Annotated in this window: 12 protein-coding genes; 3 read left to right on the top strand and 9 right to left on the bottom strand. The window is 69.2% G+C overall.

Features of this window, described 5'->3' with window-relative positions; genetic code table 11:
• Nucleotides 1-264 precede the first annotated feature (264 nt).
• The 6 genes from MFF54_RS13815 to MFF54_RS13790 form a co-directional block, all read right to left on the bottom strand.
• Nucleotides 265-1665, bottom strand: coding sequence for an NAD(P)(+) transhydrogenase (Re/Si-specific) subunit beta (locus MFF54_RS13815; RefSeq protein ID WP_238303499.1), 1401 nt, complete (start codon nucleotides 1663-1665; stop codon nucleotides 265-267).
• Nucleotides 1666-1669: 4 nt separating this feature from the next.
• The gene (locus MFF54_RS13810; protein WP_066918323.1) at nucleotides 1670-2119 is read right to left on the bottom strand and encodes a proton-translocating transhydrogenase family protein; all 450 of its coding nucleotides are present in this window, start codon (nucleotides 2117-2119) and stop codon (nucleotides 1670-1672) included.
• Nucleotides 2120-2143: 24 nt separating this feature from the next.
• Nucleotides 2144-3367: a Re/Si-specific NAD(P)(+) transhydrogenase subunit alpha gene (locus MFF54_RS13805; protein WP_238303498.1), complete on the bottom strand. Its 1224-nt coding sequence runs from the start codon at nucleotides 3365-3367 to the stop codon at nucleotides 2144-2146.
• Between the two features lie 133 nt (nucleotides 3368-3500).
• A complete protein-coding gene (locus MFF54_RS13800) occupies nucleotides 3501-3794 on the bottom strand; it encodes an aa3-type cytochrome c oxidase subunit IV (protein WP_238303497.1) in 294 nt (97 codons plus the stop codon).
• 139 nt (nucleotides 3795-3933) lie between these two features.
• Nucleotides 3934-5295: an ABC1 kinase family protein gene (locus tag MFF54_RS13795; RefSeq protein ID WP_238303569.1), complete on the bottom strand. Its 1362-nt coding sequence runs from the start codon at nucleotides 5293-5295 to the stop codon at nucleotides 3934-3936.
• Nucleotides 5296-5379: 84 nt separating this feature from the next.
• Nucleotides 5380-7254, bottom strand: a complete 1875-nt coding sequence (locus MFF54_RS13790; RefSeq protein ID WP_238303496.1) for a M3 family oligoendopeptidase — start codon at nucleotides 7252-7254, stop codon at nucleotides 5380-5382.
• Between the two features lie 298 nt (nucleotides 7255-7552).
• On the opposite strand from MFF54_RS13790, the gene MFF54_RS13785 reads away from it, so the two are divergent.
• The 3 genes from MFF54_RS13785 (at nucleotide 7553) to MFF54_RS13775 (ending at nucleotide 12832) form a co-directional block, all read left to right on the top strand.
• Complete coding sequence (locus tag MFF54_RS13785; RefSeq protein WP_238303495.1) at nucleotides 7553-9040, top strand: sigma-54-dependent transcriptional regulator; 1488 nt, start codon at nucleotides 7553-7555, stop codon at nucleotides 9038-9040.
• A gap of 121 nt (nucleotides 9041-9161) precedes the next feature.
• Nucleotides 9162-11126, top strand: a complete 1965-nt coding sequence (locus MFF54_RS13780; protein WP_238303568.1) for a L,D-transpeptidase family protein — start codon at nucleotides 9162-9164, stop codon at nucleotides 11124-11126.
• Between the two features lie 224 nt (nucleotides 11127-11350).
• Nucleotides 11351-12832: a peptidoglycan L,D-endopeptidase MepK gene (locus MFF54_RS13775; protein ID WP_238303494.1), complete on the top strand. Its 1482-nt coding sequence runs from the start codon at nucleotides 11351-11353 to the stop codon at nucleotides 12830-12832.
• 43 nt (nucleotides 12833-12875) lie between these two features.
• Here the strand turns inward: MFF54_RS13775 and MFF54_RS13770 are convergent, their stop codons facing one another.
• From MFF54_RS13770 to MFF54_RS13760, 3 genes are all read right to left on the bottom strand, one after another.
• On the bottom strand, nucleotides 12876-13124 hold the full coding sequence (locus MFF54_RS13770) for a hypothetical protein (protein WP_238303493.1): 249 nt from the start codon (nucleotides 13122-13124) through the stop codon (nucleotides 12876-12878).
• A 179-nt stretch (nucleotides 13125-13303) separates the two neighbouring features.
• Nucleotides 13304-16006: a pyruvate, phosphate dikinase gene (ppdK, locus tag MFF54_RS13765; protein ID WP_238303492.1), complete on the bottom strand. Its 2703-nt coding sequence runs from the start codon at nucleotides 16004-16006 to the stop codon at nucleotides 13304-13306.
• Between the two features lie 149 nt (nucleotides 16007-16155).
• Nucleotides 16156-16308, bottom strand: a complete 153-nt coding sequence (locus MFF54_RS13760; protein ID WP_238303491.1) for a DUF3096 domain-containing protein — start codon at nucleotides 16306-16308, stop codon at nucleotides 16156-16158.
• Nucleotides 16309-16607: the final 299 nt, after the last annotated feature.

Raw genomic sequence — 16607 nt, 5'->3', positions numbered from 1 at the left:
CAGCGCTCGCGCCACGCCCGCCCCTGGATCGAGGCACTGACACCGAGGAAAGAACGGGGCGGGGGCGTTAGGGCTAGCACGGCGCGATCATAGCGCGGAGCCGCCGCTTACGCTGCCGCCCGAAAACGACAGCGGGGCGGCCATCGCTGGCCGCCCCGCAAGAGCGTGTCATGGGTGCCAAAGGTCGAGACCTTTGACGGGTGCAGGGCTGCGCGCCCCGGACCTCGCCCGAGGGCCTCAGGCCCTTGGGGATCCCCGATCCGATCAGAGGTTCTTCAGGATCGAGTCGACGACCTTCTTGGCGTCGCCGAACAGCATCATGGTGTTGTCGCGGAAGAACACCTCGTTCTCGACGCCCGCGTAGCCGGAGCCCATGCCGCGCTTGATGAAGAGCACGGTCTTGGCCTTCTCCACGTCGAGGATCGGCATGCCATAGATCGGCGAGGCCTTGTCGGTCTTGGCGGCCGGGTTGGTGACGTCGTTGGCGCCGATCACGAAGGCGACATCGGCCTGCGGGAACTCGCCGTTGATGTCCTCCAGCTCGAAGACCTCGTCGTAGGGCACGTTGGCTTCCGCCAGCAGCACGTTCATGTGGCCCGGCATGCGGCCCGCGACGGGGTGGATCGCGTACTTCACGTCGACGCCCTCCTTCTTGAGGAGGTCGGCCATCTCGCGCAGCGAGTGCTGGGCCTGCGCCACCGCCATGCCGTAGCCCGGCACGATGATCACGCGCTCGGCGTTCTTCATGATGTAGGCCGCGTCGTCCGCCGAGCCCTGCTTGACGGGGCGCGTCTCGACCTGTCCGCCGCCGGCCGCCGCCGCGGCATCGCCGCCGAACCCGCCCAGGATGACCGAGATGAACGAGCGGTTCATCGCGTGGCACATGATGTAGGAGAGGATCGCGCCCGAGGAACCGACCAGCGCGCCCGTGATGATGAGCGCGAGGTTGCCCAGGGTGAAGCCGATGCCGGCCGCCGCCCAGCCCGAGTACGAGTTCAGCATCGAGACGACGACGGGCATGTCAGCGCCACCGATCGGGATGATGATCAGGCCGCCGAGGACCAGCGACAGGATCACGATCAGCCAGAACAGGAACTTCGACTCGGTGCCGATGAACAGCGCGAGCAGCACGACCAGGGCCGCGGCCAGCAGCGCGTTGATGAGGTGGCGCTGCGGCAGCATGATCGGCTTGCCGGACATGCGGCCGTCGAGCTTGGCGAAGGCGATGACCGAGCCCGTGAAGGTGATCGCGCCGATCGCGACGCCCAGGCCCATCTCGAACAGCGACTGCTTGTGGAAGTGGCCGTTCTCGATGATGCCGAAGGCCTGCGGCGCGTAGAGAGCGCCGGCCGCGACCGCCACGGCCGCGAGGCCGACCAGCGAGTGGAAGGCGGCGACGAGCTGCGGCATCGCCGTCATCGGCACGCGCTTGGCGATCACCGCGCCCGCGCCGCCACCGATGGCGAGGCCGAGCAGCACGATGACCCACGCGGCCGCGCCCGCCGGCGGATGGCCGATCAGCGTGGTGAGCACGGCCAGCGCCATGCCGATCATGCCGTAGAGGTTGCCTTGGCGGGACGTCGTCGGGTGCGAGAGGCCCCGCAGCGCCATGATGAACAGGACGCCGGCGACGATGTAGAGAAGGGAGGAGACGTTCTCGGACATCGGCTCAGGCCTTCTTCTTGTACATGGCGAGCATGCGCTGTGTGACGAGGAAGCCGCCGAAGATGTTCACGGAGGCCAGCACGATGCCGATGAAGCCGAAGAAGCGGGCCCAGCCGCTGCCCTTCTCGATGTAGGGCACGCCCACGGCGAGCAGGGCGCCCACGATGATCACCGACGAGATCGCGTTGGTGACCGACATGAGCGGGGTGTGAAGGGCCGGAGTCACCGACCAGACCACGTAGTAGCCGACGAAGATCGCCAGCACGAAGATCGCGAGGCGGAACACGGTCGGGTCGACGGCGCCGTGCGTGGCCGCCGCGACGCCGTGGCCGAGGCCGTCGGCGATCGCCTGGGCCTGGTCGGCGGCGTTGCGGGCGGCCGCGGCGGCGGCGCGGGCGGTGTCGGCCAGGAGGCGGGTCTGATCCGCGGCCTGGTCAGGGGCGATGGTTGCCATGGGTGAGATCTCCTGGGGAGCCGGTTACGCCGCGCCCGCGCCCTTGGTGGCGCCCTGGCCCGCCTCGGACTTCGACAGACCGACCGCCGAGGCCTCGGAGGCCGCGCCGTCGGTCTTGGGCTGGAACGAGGGATGCACGACTTGGCCGTCGCGGGTCAGGTTCGTGGCCTTGACCAGCTCGTCGTCCCACTTGATCGCCAGCGCCTTCGACTCCTTGTCGATCAGCGTCTCGAGGAAGGCGTAGAGGTTGCGCGCGTAGAGCGCCGAGGCCGTGGCGGCGAGGCGGCCCGGCACGTTGAGGTGCCCGACGATCTTCGCACCGTTGGGTGTGGTGACGATCTCGCCGGCCTTGGCGCCGGCGACGTTGCCGCCGCGCTCGACCGCGAGGTCGACCAGGACGGAGCCCGGCTTCATCGAGGCGACCATCTCCTCGGAAACGAGCTTCGGGGCCGGCCGGCCCGGGATGAGCGCGGTGGTGATGACGATGTCCTGCTTGGCGATGTGGCCCTTCACCAGCTCGGCCTGCTTGCGCTGGTACTCGGCCGACATCTCCTTGGCGTAGCCGCCCGCGGTCTCTGCCTGCTTGAACTCGTCGTCCTCGACGGCCACAAACTTCGCACCGAGCGATTCGACCTGCTCCTTGGTGGCGGGGCGGACGTCGGTGGCGGTGACGACCGCGCCGAGGCGGCGGGCCGTAGCGATCGCCTGGAGGCCAGCGACGCCGACGCCCATGATAAAGACGCGCGCGGCCGGAACGGTGCCGGCGGCGGTCATCATCATCGGCATGGAGCGGCCGTACTCGGCGGCGCCGTCGATCACGGCGCGGTAGCCGGCGAGGTTCGCCTGCGAGGAGAGCACGTCCATCACCTGCGCACGGGTGATCCGCGGCATAAACTCCATCGCGAAGGTGTCGAGGCCGGCATCGGCCAGGGCCTTCAGCTCGGCCTCGCGGCCGTACGGATCCATGATGGCGACGACGGTGGTGCCGCGCTTCAGGAGCTTGGCCTCGTCGGCGCTCGGGCGGCGGACCTTCAGGACAAGGTCGGCATCGCGGCCTGCGTCCTCGGCGGAGGACGCCACGGTGGCGCCTGCGGCTTCGTACTCGGCGTCCGGAACGCCGGCCGAGAGGCCCGCACCCGACTGCACCACGACCTCAGCCCCCAAGGCCTTGAATTTCTTGATCGTCTCCGGCACCGCCGCGACCCGCGGCTCCGCGGCGTCGGTTTCCGAAAGCACAGCGATGCGCATTCAGCTTACCCCTCAAATGGACCGCCACCGCATGCGCGAACCATGACGGTTTTACGAGGTGAGCGGGCACTGTCTGGTTGATGGAAACGGTGCGGATGTAACTCGGCGTCTCTGGCCGCAGACGCAGCCGCCCCTACGCGAAGAACAGATACAGCGCGAGAAGAACGGCGACCACGAAGGGCGCCTTCCAGCCGACCGCGGGCGCGAGCGCACCGACAGCACCGGCGGCGGAGGCCGCAACGACGCCGGCGATCGCCGTAAGCCAAGCCTCGCGGATGCCGCCGACAGCGAGCGCCAGGACCCAGCAGATGACCACGCCGGTCGCGATCTCGACGAAGCGGATGAAGCCCTTGTAGGTCTGCTCGTGGGTCTTGGCGTCCATCGCCGGGCTGTAGGCTGCCCCGGACACGGTCTTGGTCTCAGCCATCGTGCGTTCGTCCCCTGTGACGCCTGTTTGTTCTGTCGCAGGGGATTTAACTCAAGCCCATACGGGCGGCAATCGCGTTGCCGCCGTCTTTAAGGCCAAGATCGCATCGTTACGCGCAACTTTGCGCCAGTCCCCGCCGTCAACGCGGCAGGTCGAGGCCCGCGGCGGCCAGCGCCTCGCCCTGTCGCCGGGCCAGCGCGTCGAGGGAAAAGCTCTCGATCTCGGCCTCGAACAGGCGGTGGTAGTTCAGCTCCGAGCGCAGATGCAGGAACACCGCGCCCAGACCGACAGCCGCGCGGTCCATGAACACGAATTCCTGGGGAACGGTGACGGGCCCGCGCTCCTTCAGGGCCTGGTGGACCTGGAAGGCCTGCCGACGGCCGTACTCGCCGGGCTTCACGCCGTCCGCCACGGTGCGGGTGCGGTCCTCCAGCAGGGGCCCGTAGATGAAGCGCGCCCAGATGTTCAGGATGTCGATGATCTCGCGATTGAGGTTCTTGAAACCCCAGACCTCGTAGGCGTGGACGATACGGGCCTCGTCGTCCTCCAGAAGGCCGCGGTAGAGGTCCACCACGCCGCCGACGAAGCGCGGATGGAAGATGCGCACGCAGCCGTAGTCGAGCAGGTTGATGCCCTGCGCCTCGCCGCCCTCCGAGAAGACCGTGTAGTTGCCCAGATGCGGGTCGCCGTGGATCACCGCGGCGCGGCTGAACGGGTGCCACCACGCCTTGAACATCGCCTGGGCGAGGCGGTTGCGGATCTCCACCGGGCTCTCGGCGAAGTTCAGGATGCGCTCGCCGTCGAGCCAGTTCAGGGTCAAAAGGCGCTTGGTCGAAAGGTCGGCGTGAACGCCCGGAACCCGCACCGCATCGATGTCCTTGAGCACGGCGGCGTAGAGCGCCGCGTGCTTCGCCTCGCGGGTGTAGTCCAGCTCCTCACGTACCCGAGCACCGATCTCCTGGGCGATCTCGCGGGTATCGAGCCAGGAATTCATGCGCCGGTGCAGGGCGAAGGCCACTTCCAGCTGCTTCAGGTCGGCCTCCACGGCCGATTGCATGTCCGGGTACTGAAGCTTGCAGGCGAGCTTTGCGCCGTCCTTGGCGGTGGCGCGGTGCACCTGCCCGAGAGAAGCGGCAGCGGCCGGCTTCAGGTCGAAACTGCCGAAGCGGCTCTGCCAGTCGGCCCCGAGCTCGGCCATCATCCGGCGCTTGACGAAGGCTGCGCCCATCGGCGGGGCATCGGCCTGGAGCTTCTGGAGCTCGGCCGCGTATTCCGGCGGCAGCAGGTCCGGGATGGTGGCGAGCAGTTGCGCCACCTTCATGATCGGCCCCTTAAGCCCGCCCAGCGCCTGAGCAAGCGCGGCCGCGTTGGTGGTGCCCTCGCCTCCGAACAGGCGGGCGCTCGCCATCCGGGCTGCGACGCCGCCGACATTCACGCCGACGCGGGCGTAGCGGCTGGCGCGGGCGGAGAAGCGGTTGGCTTCGCGGTCGGTCTCGGCCATCGGGCGGGTGCTCACCTCAGCTGTCAGAGCCGAGATAAGCAGCCGGCGCGCCGGTGCCAGGGCCGTGGGTCCCTGCGCCGCGGGTCAGGACGCCCCTTCCATCGCCTCCAGCTCGGCGATCATGCCCTCGATCATAGCGAGCCCGATCTGCCAGAAGCCCGGATCGCTGGCATCGAGCCCGAAGGGCTTCAGCAGCTCGCTGTAGGGCTTCGATCCGCCGGCCGAGAGAAGCGCGAAGTAGCGCTCCACGAAGCCCGCCTCCGCCTTGGCGTAGACGCCGTAGAGCGAGTTCACGAGGCAGTCGCCGAAGGCGTAGGCGTAGACGTAGAAGGGCGAGTGGATGAAGTGCGGGATGTAGGCCCAGTAGGGCTCGTACCCCGAGTCGAGCTGGATCGCCGGCCCGAGTGATTCGGCCTGGACCGAGAGCCAGAGCGCGTTGATCTGCTCGGTCGTCAGCTCGCCCTTGGCGCGGGCGAGATGCACCTTCCGCTCGAAGGCGTAGAACGCGATCTGGCGCACGACCGTGTTGATCATGTCCTCCACCTTGGCGGCGAGCATCGCCCGGCGCTGGGTCGTGTCCCTCGTCTCCGCCAGGAGCTTGCGGAAGGTCAGCATCTCGCCGAACACGCTCGCGGTCTCGGCGAGCGTCAAAGGCGTCTGGGCCATCAGGGCGCCGTTCGGGGCCGCCAGCACCTGATGCACCCCGTGGCCGAGTTCGTGTGCGAGCGTCATCACGTCCCGCGGTTTCCCCTGATAGTTCACCAGAACGTAGGGGTGGACTGAGGGGACGGTCGGGTGCGCGAAGGCACCCGGCGCCTTGCCGGGCCTGGTCGGCGCGTCGATCCAGCGATCGTCGAAGAAGCGCCGGGCGATGTTGGCGAGATCCGGCGAGAAGGCATCGTAGGCCGACAGCACCGTGTCGCGGGCCTCCGTCCAGGGGATCGTGCGCTGCTCCACCCGCGGCAGCGGCGCGTTGCGGTCCCAGTAGGGCAAAGCCTCGACGCCGAACCACTTGGCCTTGAGGCGGTAGTAGCGGTGCGACAATCGCGGATAGGCCGCCTGCACGGCGTCGACCAGGGCCGCGACCACCTCGGGCTCGACCCGGTTGGAGAGGTGGCGCGCGTCGGCCACGTCCTTGAAGCCGCGCCAGCGGTCGGAGATCTCCTTGTCCTTGGCAAGGGTGTTGGTGATCAGGGTGAAGATGCGCAGGTTCCCGCGCAGCACCTCACTCACCGCTCCGGCCGCCTCGCGGCGGACAGCACCGTCCGGGTCCTGCAGCTTGTTCAGCGTAGGCTCCAGCGGCAGCATCTCGCCCTGGACGGGGAAGCGCAGGCTCGCGATCGTCTCGTTGAACAGCCGGTCCCAGGAGGCGTTCGCGGTCACAGATTTCTCGAGGAACAGTTTCTCGACCCGGTCCTCGAGCTGGTAGGGCTTCTCCCGGCGCAGGTCCTCGATCCAGGGCGCATAATGAGCGAGCGGCCCGGTGGCCATCGCGGCGTCGAGCACCGCGTCCTCGACGCGGTTGAGCTCGAGAGCGAAGAACAGCAACTCGGCCGAGGCGTCGGTGAGGCGCTCACGGGTATCGCCGTAGAACTTCGCGCGCGCCTCGTCGGTGGTGTCGCCGGAATAGACGAGACCTGCGTAGGACATCAGCTTGCCGAGCAGATCCTCGATGCCCTCGTAGGTGCGAAGAGCCTCGGCCAGCCGCTCCGAAGCATCCGAGCCCGCCGCCAGCGCGGCGATCCGGCCTGCATAGGTCTCGGCGAAGGCCTTGCACGCGCTCTCCGCCCGCGCGAGGTCGTCGCGGAAGGCCGGATCGTCGAGGCCGGCGTAGAGATCCGAGAGGTCCCACTCGGGAAGCGCGCCGAGATCGACCGCGTGGGCGGTCGCGCGGGCCGCCAGCGCGCTGTCGGCGCTCCGGCAGGGCTGTGCTTCCACGGCGGCAATACGGTCTGGCATCGGCGCTCACATTCCTTGAAGGGGCCGTGCCCGTGAGACAGGCCCCGGATCCCATGGCAAGCCGCTGATATCGAGCGGCCCGGCCCGCGCTTCAACCGATGCGCCGGTCGTTGCTGTGACAAGCCGGCCGGCCCCGCGCGTGCTCGCCGTGCCCGAAATCCCGGGATCGTCGTTAAGCGCGGCTTTACGCATCTGAGCGAGGCTGCATCTCGAAACGGAACACGTCGCGGACCGCGACCGTCGGCGGAGGCTGCCTCCGGCGCGGCGGGATCGGCGCGCCAGCACGAGGAAAGCCCGCATGACGACCACGGTGCTGATCGTCGACGACGACCCGGTGCAGCGCCGCCTCGCCGAGGCGAGCGTGCGCCGATTCGGCTTCGAGGCGCGCACCGCGGAAAACGGCGCGGAGGCTCTGAGCCTCCTGCGGGCTCAGCACGACATCGACGTGGTGCTTCTGGACCTCGTCATGCCGGGGGGGCTGGACGGGCTCGGGGTGCTCTCCGAGATGCGCAAGGGCGACATCGACACCCCCGTGATCGTCCAGACCGCCAACGGCTCCATCGATGCGGTGGTCAGCGCCATGCGGGCCGGGGCGGTCGATTTCGTGGTCAAGCCCGCGGGCGCCGAGCGGCTCCAGGTCTCGATCAAGAACGCCCTGCGGGTCGATCAGCTGGAGGAGGAGGTCCGGCGCATGCGCCGCCGCGCCTCCGGCGCGCTGACGTTCCGCGATCTCGCCTCGAAGAGCCCCGACATGGACCGGGTGATGCGGCTGGCCGAGCGCGCGGCCAAGTCCACGATCCCCGTGCTGATCGAGGGCGAGTCGGGCGTCGGCAAGGAGGTTCTGGCCCGCGCGATCCAGGGCTCCGGCGACCGGCGCGGCAAGCCCTTCGTCACCGTGAATTGCGGGGCGATCCCCGAGAATCTCGTCGAATCCACCCTGTTCGGCCACGAGAAGGGTGCCTTCACCGGCGCCACCGAGCGGCATACCGGCAAGTTCGTCGAGGCGTCGGGCGGCACGCTCTTCCTCGACGAGATCGGGGAGCTCCCCCTCGACGCCCAGGTCAAACTCCTGAGGGCGCTGCAGGAAGGCGAGGTTGATCCGGTCGGGGCCAAGCGCAGCGTGCGGGTCGATATCCGCTTGGTCTCGGCGACGAACCGCTCGCTCCTCGACCTCGTCAAAGCCGGCAAGTTCCGCGAGGACCTCTACTACCGCCTCAACGTCTTCCCGATGACCCTGCCGCCTCTGCGGGCTCGCCGCGAGGACATTCCGGACCTCGTGCGCTCCTTCTGCGCCCGCTTCTCGGCGGAGGAGAGCAAGCGCGTGCGCGGGGTCAGCGCCGAAGCGATGGCGCTCCTCACGCGCTACAGTTGGCCCGGCAACGTGCGCCAACTCGAGAATGCGCTGTTCCGTGCCGTGGTGCTGGCGGACGGGGACGAGCTGACCGTCTCCGAATTCCCCCAGATCGCCGCCCAGGTCGAGGGCTTCGACATCCGCATCCCGCCCGCCCCCGGCCAGCCGGTCTCGGCGCACGCGGCTCTGGAGCCGGTGCGCGAGATCGTGCGCGTCGAGGTGCGCGACCCCCACGCCATGTCGCTCGTCGTGGAGGAGACCGGTGAGATGAAGACGATGGAGGCCGTAGAATCAGAGGTGATCCGCTACGCGCTGCAATATTACCGCGGCCGAATGTCCGAGGTCTCGCGCCGCCTCGGAATCGGCCGATCCACGCTCTACCGAAAGCTCAAGGATCTCGGCATCGACGAGAAGGCCGAGGACGCTGCCGCCTGACCGTGCGCCATCGCGCGCCGCGCAGGCTCGGTTTTCCCGGGGCGCATGCATACGGCAGCGCTTGCTTCGATTATACATTTGTGAGGATCGCACTACGCGGTCCGCCCCGAGGAGAGCCATGATGGGCGTTCCGCGCTCCGCCACCATCGCCTTGGCCGCGCTGTTCGCCGGTACGCTCGTGCCCGCCCGGGCGGAGCCCGGCATGCCCCTGCGCACCGCCGCCGTCGAGCCCGACGCCGCGACCCCCTCGGCAGCTCCCGCCGTCTCGGGAGCGGCTGAATCGGCCAAGCCCACCACCGCGGACGAGGCGGTAGGCGTGCCGGCGGAGGGGGCCGCGAAGGCCGAGACGCCGCCGGCTCCGGCCCCCGCTAGCGCCGCTGCGCCCGCCGTACCGAGCGATCCGCGCGCCGCCGCGATCTTCAACCGCCTCGCCGACGCGGCGCCCCTGCTCGCCCGCCTCACCGCGAAGGAGCGCGAGGCGATCCGGGCGTTCTACGCGCTCGGCGCCTTTCAGCCGGTATGGGTGAGCGAGGGCGCTTACAATCCGGCCGCCAAGGCAGCCGTGGCACGCTTGGCCGCCGCGAGCGAGGACGGGCTCGACACGCGCGCCTATCCGGTGCCGAGATTGCCCGCCTCACCGGACGACCTTGCGACGATCGCCGACGCCGACCTGAAGCTGTCCGCTGCCATCGCCCTCTACGCGCGCGATGCGCGCGGTGGGCGCGTCAACCTCGCGTCGATCTCGCGCCTGATCACACCGAGCCTCGATCTGCCGACAGCCGATGCGGTGCTTGCCGCCGTGGCGGCGGCCGGCCCCGAGGCCGGCAGCGTGCTCCAGCGGTACAATCCGCGCCAACCCGGCTACCTCGCGCTGAGGACCCGGCTCGCCGCCCTGCGCGGGCCGGCCGAACCGACGGTCTCCGCCTCGAGCAAGCCCCTGAAGCTGCCGCCGGGCCCGATGCTCAAGATCGGCATGCGCGACTCGCGCGTGCCCGCTCTGCGCCAGCATCTCGACATCGAGGCGCGCGCGCCCGGCACGCTGGACCACGGTCCCGGCGAACCCGATCTCTACGACGCGGGCGTTGCGAAGGCGGTCTCGAATTACCAGCGGTCCCGCGGGCTACCCGCGACAGGCACGCTCAACGCCCAGACCGTGCTGGCTCTGGCAGGCGTCGAGCCGCAGCGCCACGCGAGCGCGGACGAGGCGCAGATCATCGTCAATATGGAGCGCTGGCGCTGGCTGCCGACCGATCTCGGATCCGACTACGTGCTGGTCAACGTGCCGGAATACCGCCTGCGCGTCGTCCGGCAGGGGCGCCTGCGCGACGAGACCCGGGTCATCGTCGGCAAGACGGAATCGCCGACCCCGCTCTTCTCGGGCCTGATGGAGTACGCGGTCGTCAACCCGTCCTGGTACGTCCCGCCCTCGATCCTGAAGACGATGCTGCCGAAGATCGCCGCCTACGGCGGCAAGACCTGGGGCGGCTACGAGGTGGTTCGGCGCGGCGGCCACGTCTCCCTGCGGCAGCCGCCGGGCGAGAAGAACGCGCTGGGCTTCGTGAAGTTCATGTTCCCGAACAACCACGCGGTCTACCTGCACGACACGCCGAATCGCTCGCTGTTCGCCCGATCCGACCGCGCGCTCAGCCACGGCTGCGTACGGGTCGACGACCCGTTCCGCTTCGCCGACGCGGTGCTGTCCGAGGCCTGGACCAGCGAGCGGCTGAAGAAGCTGATCGGCAAGGGCGAGCGCACGATCCGACTGGACGAGAAGCTGCCGGTGCATCTCGCCTACTTCACGGCCTACCTGGACGATTCCGGCAGCTACCGGACGCTGCCCGACATCTACGGCTACGACGCGCCGATGCGCGCGGCGCTCGGCCTGCCGGGCGGTGGTGGACCTGCGATCGCCCGCGCCCCGAAGGCGCCGACCGAGCCGGCGCGGCAGACCGCCGAGATGCCGCGCCCGAAGCCGAAGGTGCGGCACGCCGCGCGCCCGACGGTGCGGGCGGAGGCGGCACCGGTCTACGCCAGCCCGGATCCCTGGGGACCGCGCCCCGCGCCGATCTCGCGCGGCTGGTGGTAAGTCGGCGCTAGACTTTCCGGATCCTGTCCGATCCAAAGACAAGAATCCGCGAGCGTGCGCCCGAGCACTTGCGGGCACGATTTCGCCATGGTCGCGGCTTAGCCGTTCCACCGACAGGACGGTATCCGCGGCGAGGCCTCGATAACCGGCGATTCACGGTTTTCGGCAACCTTGCATTCACCACGACGCTCCGCCCGGGGCGCGGCAAGAGGGCAAGGGCCATCGTGCGCAGGTTCTCCCCCATCCGTCCGGCCGCGATCCGCCGCCTCGTCCTCGCGGCCGGCGTGTCGCTCGCTCTGATCGGGACGACGAGCGGAACGCAGGACGCGGTCGCCAACGGCGATACCCGCAGCCTCACGATCTTCCACACCCACACCAAGGAGAGCGCCACCGTTACCTTCAAGCGCGACGGGCGCTACGATCGGTCCGGGCTCGATCAGCTGAACTGGCTCCTGCGCGACTGGCGCGTGGACGAGCCGACCAAGATGGATCCCCGCCTCTTCGATACGGTGTGGGAGGCCTACCGGCAGGTCGGTTCGAGCGAGGCGATCCACATCGTCTCCGCCTACCGCTCCCCTGGCACCAACGCGATGCTGCGGCGGCGCTCCCGGATGGTGGCCGAATACAGCCAGCACATGCTCGGCAAGGCCATGGACTTCTACCTGCCGGATGTCTCGATCGATCAGATCCGAGCAGTCGGCATGCAGATGCAGCGCGGCGGCGTCGGCTGGTATCCGCGCTCGGGCTCGCCTTTCGTGCATCTCGATGTCGGCTCGGTTCGCTCCTGGCCGCGCATGACCCACGACCAGCTCGCGCGGCTGTTCCCGGACGGCCGGACCGTGCACCTGCCGAGCGATGGCCACCCGCTTGCACGCTACGAGGAAGCCCGCGCCGCCGTTCTGGCCCGCGGCGGCACGGTGGCCGGCGTGCAGACACAGGTCGCGAGCGCCGAGGAGGATGACGGTCCGAGCGTCGGTCGCTTCCTGGCGAGCCTGTTCGGCGGCGGCTCTGCCAGCGTCCCCGCGACGGCACCGGTTCCGGCCGCGCGCCAGCGCCGCGCGCCGATCGTGGTCGCGAGCGCCGACCCCGAAGCGCCGGTCGGCGCCAACGCGGCCCTCGCCTACGCGGCGCCGAACGCCAGCGCGGCGCTGCGCGGTGCGGCCCTCGCCCGCGACGGAAAGCCGGATGCCCGCAGCTTGCTGACGGCGGAGCCCGCAGGCGCCGCGTCCGGCAGCGCTGATGCGGCGATCCAGGCAACGCTCGCGCCGCTGCCGCCCCGCCGCCCTGCCGAGTTCGAGGCGGTGGCGGCGAGCGCGATCGCCATGCCGCTGCCTCCGCCGCGACCGGTTCAGTTCGCCGCCATCGGCGCCGTGGCCATTCCCGCGGCGGAGCCGCTGCAGAAGGCAGCGTTCCTGCCTGTGACGGCCCGGCGCAGCAACCTCGTGGCGGCGGATGCCGATCCGAAGCAGCAGCTGCGTGCCCTATTCGAGACCGTCGCGGCGGACGACGCGTCCGTCCCCGCCTCGAACGCAGCGCCGGTCCGCGTCGCCGCGGCCCGGGCGCGATCGGACGCGGCCCCGGATGCCCTCGTCTCGGCATCGCCGGAGCGGATCACGACCCGCTTCGGCCAAGGTAGCCCCGGCGACGCGCTCGACAGCCAGCGCTTCAGCGGTTCGGCGACGCGCGGCGTCGGCGGGGGGCGCTGAGAGCGATCTCCCCGGTAACCGCGACGCGCGGGCCGGGACCGGCTCAGCGGCCGCCGCGGGCCTGCGCGGTCGCGAGCGCTGCGACCAGTCCGGCGGCGTAGTCGCTGGTGCCGGCGATACGCTCCGCGTCGGCGCTGCTCTGGGTCGCCACCGCGAAGACCAGCAGGCCGCACGTGGCGAGGCCGCCGATGGTGCCGATCGTCCACAGGCAGGCGCGCTCCAGAGTGCGCGGGAGCCGGACGGCGGCGGGATGGTCAGAGATGTAGAGTGGGGAGGGGCTCGGGTCGTTCATGGCCGGCAATCCCGCGCGTGGCATTCGGGCTGGCGCTCGTCGGAGCCACTAGCAGTCAACGTGCCGGTACAGCGCAGGTTCGTCCCGGCGCCCTGATTTTTTCCACAGCTGTTGCGCCGCTTCGATAACGGCGGGTGAACGTGGCCCGGACGGGCTGCCCGGGCCACGTTCGATTCGGATCAGCCCTCGCCGCTGAGCACCTTGCCGAGCGCCGCCTGGGCCGCCGCGAGGCGCGCGATCGGCACGCGGTAGGGCGAGCACGAAACGTAGTCGAGCCCGACCTCCTGACAGAATCCGACCGAGGCCGGATCGCCGCCGTGCTCGCCGCAGATGCCGAGCTTGATGTCGCTCCGCGTCTTGCGCCCGCGCTCCACGCCGATGCGCACCAGTTCGCCGACGCCTTCCTGGTCGATCGTCACGAAGGGATCGGCCGCCAGGATGCCCTTCTGGGTGTAGGGACCCAGGAACGTGGCGGCGTCGTCGCGCGAGATGCCGAGCGCCGTCTGCGTCAGATCATTGGTGCCGAAGGAGAAAAACTCAGCGGTCTCTGCGATCTCGCCGGCCTTCAATGCCGCGCGCGGCAGCTCGATCATGGTGCCGACCTGATAGTCGAGCTTGGCACCCGTCTCCTCCGAGACCGCCTTCGCCATGGCGTCGATGCGCGCCTTGACGATGTCGAACTCGGCCCGGGTGAAGACCAACGGCACCATCACCTCCGGTACTACCGGAGCGCCGGTCTCCTTGGCGGCCTGAACGGCTGCCTCGAAGATCGCGCGGGCCTGCATCTCGGCGATCTCCGGGAAGGCGATGGCGAGGCGGCAGCCGCGGAAGCCGAGCATCGGATTGAACTCGGAGAGTTCGCGCATCCTGTGCCGGATCTTGTCCTCGGCGACGCCCGTCGCCTTCACGACCTCGGCCACCTCGGCGTCCGAGTGCGGCAGGAACTCGTGCAGCGGCGGGTCGAGCAGGCGGATCGTGACGGGCAGGCCCGACATGATCGCGAACAGCTCGGCGAAGTCCTGGCGCTGGTAGGGCAGGATCTTCGCGAGCGCCGAGCGCCGGCCCTCCGCATCGTCGGCCAGGATCATCTCGCGCACCGCGATGATGCGGTCACCCTCGAAGAACATGTGCTCGGTCCGGCAGAGGCCGATGCCCTCGGCGCCGAAGTTGCGCGCGGTGCGGGCGTCGTTCGGGGTGTCGGCATTGGTCCGGACCTTCATGGTCCGGTGCGCGTCGGCCCAGCCCATCAGCTGTGCGAAGTCGCCGGAGAGCTCGGGCTCCAGCATCTTCACCTCGCCCTGCAGCACTTGGCCCGTCGAGCCGTCGATGGTCAGCTTGTCGCCGGCCTTCAGGGTCACGCCACCGACCGTCAGAGTCTTGGCCTTGTAGTCGATGCGGATCGAGCCGACGCCCGAAACGCAGGGCTTGCCCATGCCGCGGGCAACCACTGCCGCGTGGCTGGTCATGCCGCCGCGGGTGGTGAGGATGCCCTCGGAGGCGTGCATGCCGTGGATGTCTTCCGGCGAGGTCTCGATGCGCACGAGGATGCATTTGCGCTCGGCCTTCTTGCAGGCCTCGGCATCCTCCGAGTTGAACACGATCTCGCCCGTCGCCGCGCCCGGAGAGGCCGGCAGGCCGGAGGCGATCACCTTGCGCTCGGCCTTCGGGTCGATCGTCGGGTGCAGGAGCTGGTCCAGCGCGCCGGGCTCTACGCGAAGGATCGCCTCCTTCTCGGAGATCAGGCCCTCGCTGGCGAGATCGACCGCGATCTTCAGCGCGGCCTTCGCGGTGCGCTTGCCGTTGCGAGTCTGGAGCATCCAGAGCTTACCGCTCTCGATGGTGAACTCCATGTCCTGCATGTCGCGATAGTGCTTCTCGAGGATCCCGTAGATCCTGGTCAGCTCGGCGAAGCTCTCCGGCATCGCCTTCTCCATCGAGGGCTTGTCGGACTTCGCCTCGATGCGCGCCTTCTCGGTGATGTCCTGGGGCGTGCGGATGCCCGCGACCACGTCCTCGCCCTGAGCGTTGATCAGGAACTCGCCGTAGAGCGCCCGCTCGCCCGTCGATGGGTTGCGGGTGAAGGCCACGCCGGTGGCCGAGGTGTCGCCCATGTTGCCGAACACCATGGCCTGCACGTTCACGGCCGTGCCCCAGCTCTCAGGGATGCTGTTCAGCTCGCGGTACTTCTTCGCGCGCGGGATCATCCAGGAATCGAACACGGCGCTGATCGCACCCCAGAGCTGGTCCTGCGCGCCCTGCGGGAAGTCCGAGCCGTGCTCCTCGCGCACGATCTTTTTGTAGGTCTGGATCAGGGTCTTCCAGTCCTCGGCACCGAGCTCGGTGTCGAGCTCGACGCCCTTGCTCTCCTTGTACTGCTCCAGCGCCTCCTCGAAGGCGTGGTGCTCAACGCCCAGAACCACGTTCGAGTACATGGTGATGAAGCGGCGATAGGAATCGTAGGCGAAGCGCTCGTCGCCCGCGCTCTGGGCGAGCGCCAGCACCGTGGTGTCGTTGAGGCCGAGGTTGAGCACCGTGTCCATCATGCCCGGCATCGAGGCCCGGGCACCGGAGCGAACCGAGACGAGCAGCGGGCTCTGCGCGTCGCCGAAGGTCCGGCCGGTCAGCGCACCGACCTTGGCCAGGGCCTCGTCGACCTGCGCCTTCAACTCCGGCGGGTACTGTTTGTCATGCGCGTAATAATACGTGCAGACTTCGGTGGTGATGGTGAAACCGGGGGGGACGGGCAGGCCGAGATTCGACATCTCGGCGAGGTTCGCGCCCTTGCCGCCCAGCAGTTCGCGCATCTGCGATTTGCCCTCGGCCTTGCCGTCGCCGAAGGCGTAGACCCACTTCGCGGTGCCCGCGCTGCCCTGGCTCGCCATATCGTTTCCGTCCATTCGAAAGTGACGTGACCGTGACCGGTCATTGGATCGCGGGTTGGACCATCTCGCGTTGCAACGCAAGGTGAACGCCCTGAAGGCGGTGGATGCCGACCCACGGCTGTCTCACCGCGGCGATGAAGCCTCTCGGCTCACACCAGCCCGCGGAAAAGGCCAAGGCCGATCAGTCCGACGCCGATCAGGTACGCGGCCACGATATAGTTCAGCAACCGGGGCGCGATCAGGATCAGCACCCCGGCGATGATCGCGATCACGGGCTGCAGGTTCGAGATGGTGATGGTCATCGGATTCGGCGGACAAAGCTTGGCGGTTTGGAGACGCCCGACGGGCGTTTTGGTTCCCATCGCTGCGTCACAGGCCCTGCGGCCGCCCTGATCGCCGGCGAGAGGGCGAATACTTGGCGGTTCAGATCAGCGCAGCGCTTAAACGCGCATTAACCAGGATCCAGAATATTCAAGGGGCTCGAAAGGATCATTGCACCGATGCTCCACGCCGACCCGCTCCTCCAGCGCCCAGCCCTCGTCCATCCGCGCGTCCTGGCCCGTGCCCTCGACCACCTGATGCCGGCCGCAAGCTCGCGCGC

It is taken from the genome of Methylobacterium gregans, assembly GCF_022179245.1.
Taxonomy (GTDB): Bacteria; Pseudomonadota; Alphaproteobacteria; order Rhizobiales; family Beijerinckiaceae; genus Methylobacterium; species Methylobacterium gregans.
Note: the sequence above shows the minus strand (reverse complement) of the source record. Positions and strands in the feature narration are given on the sequence as shown.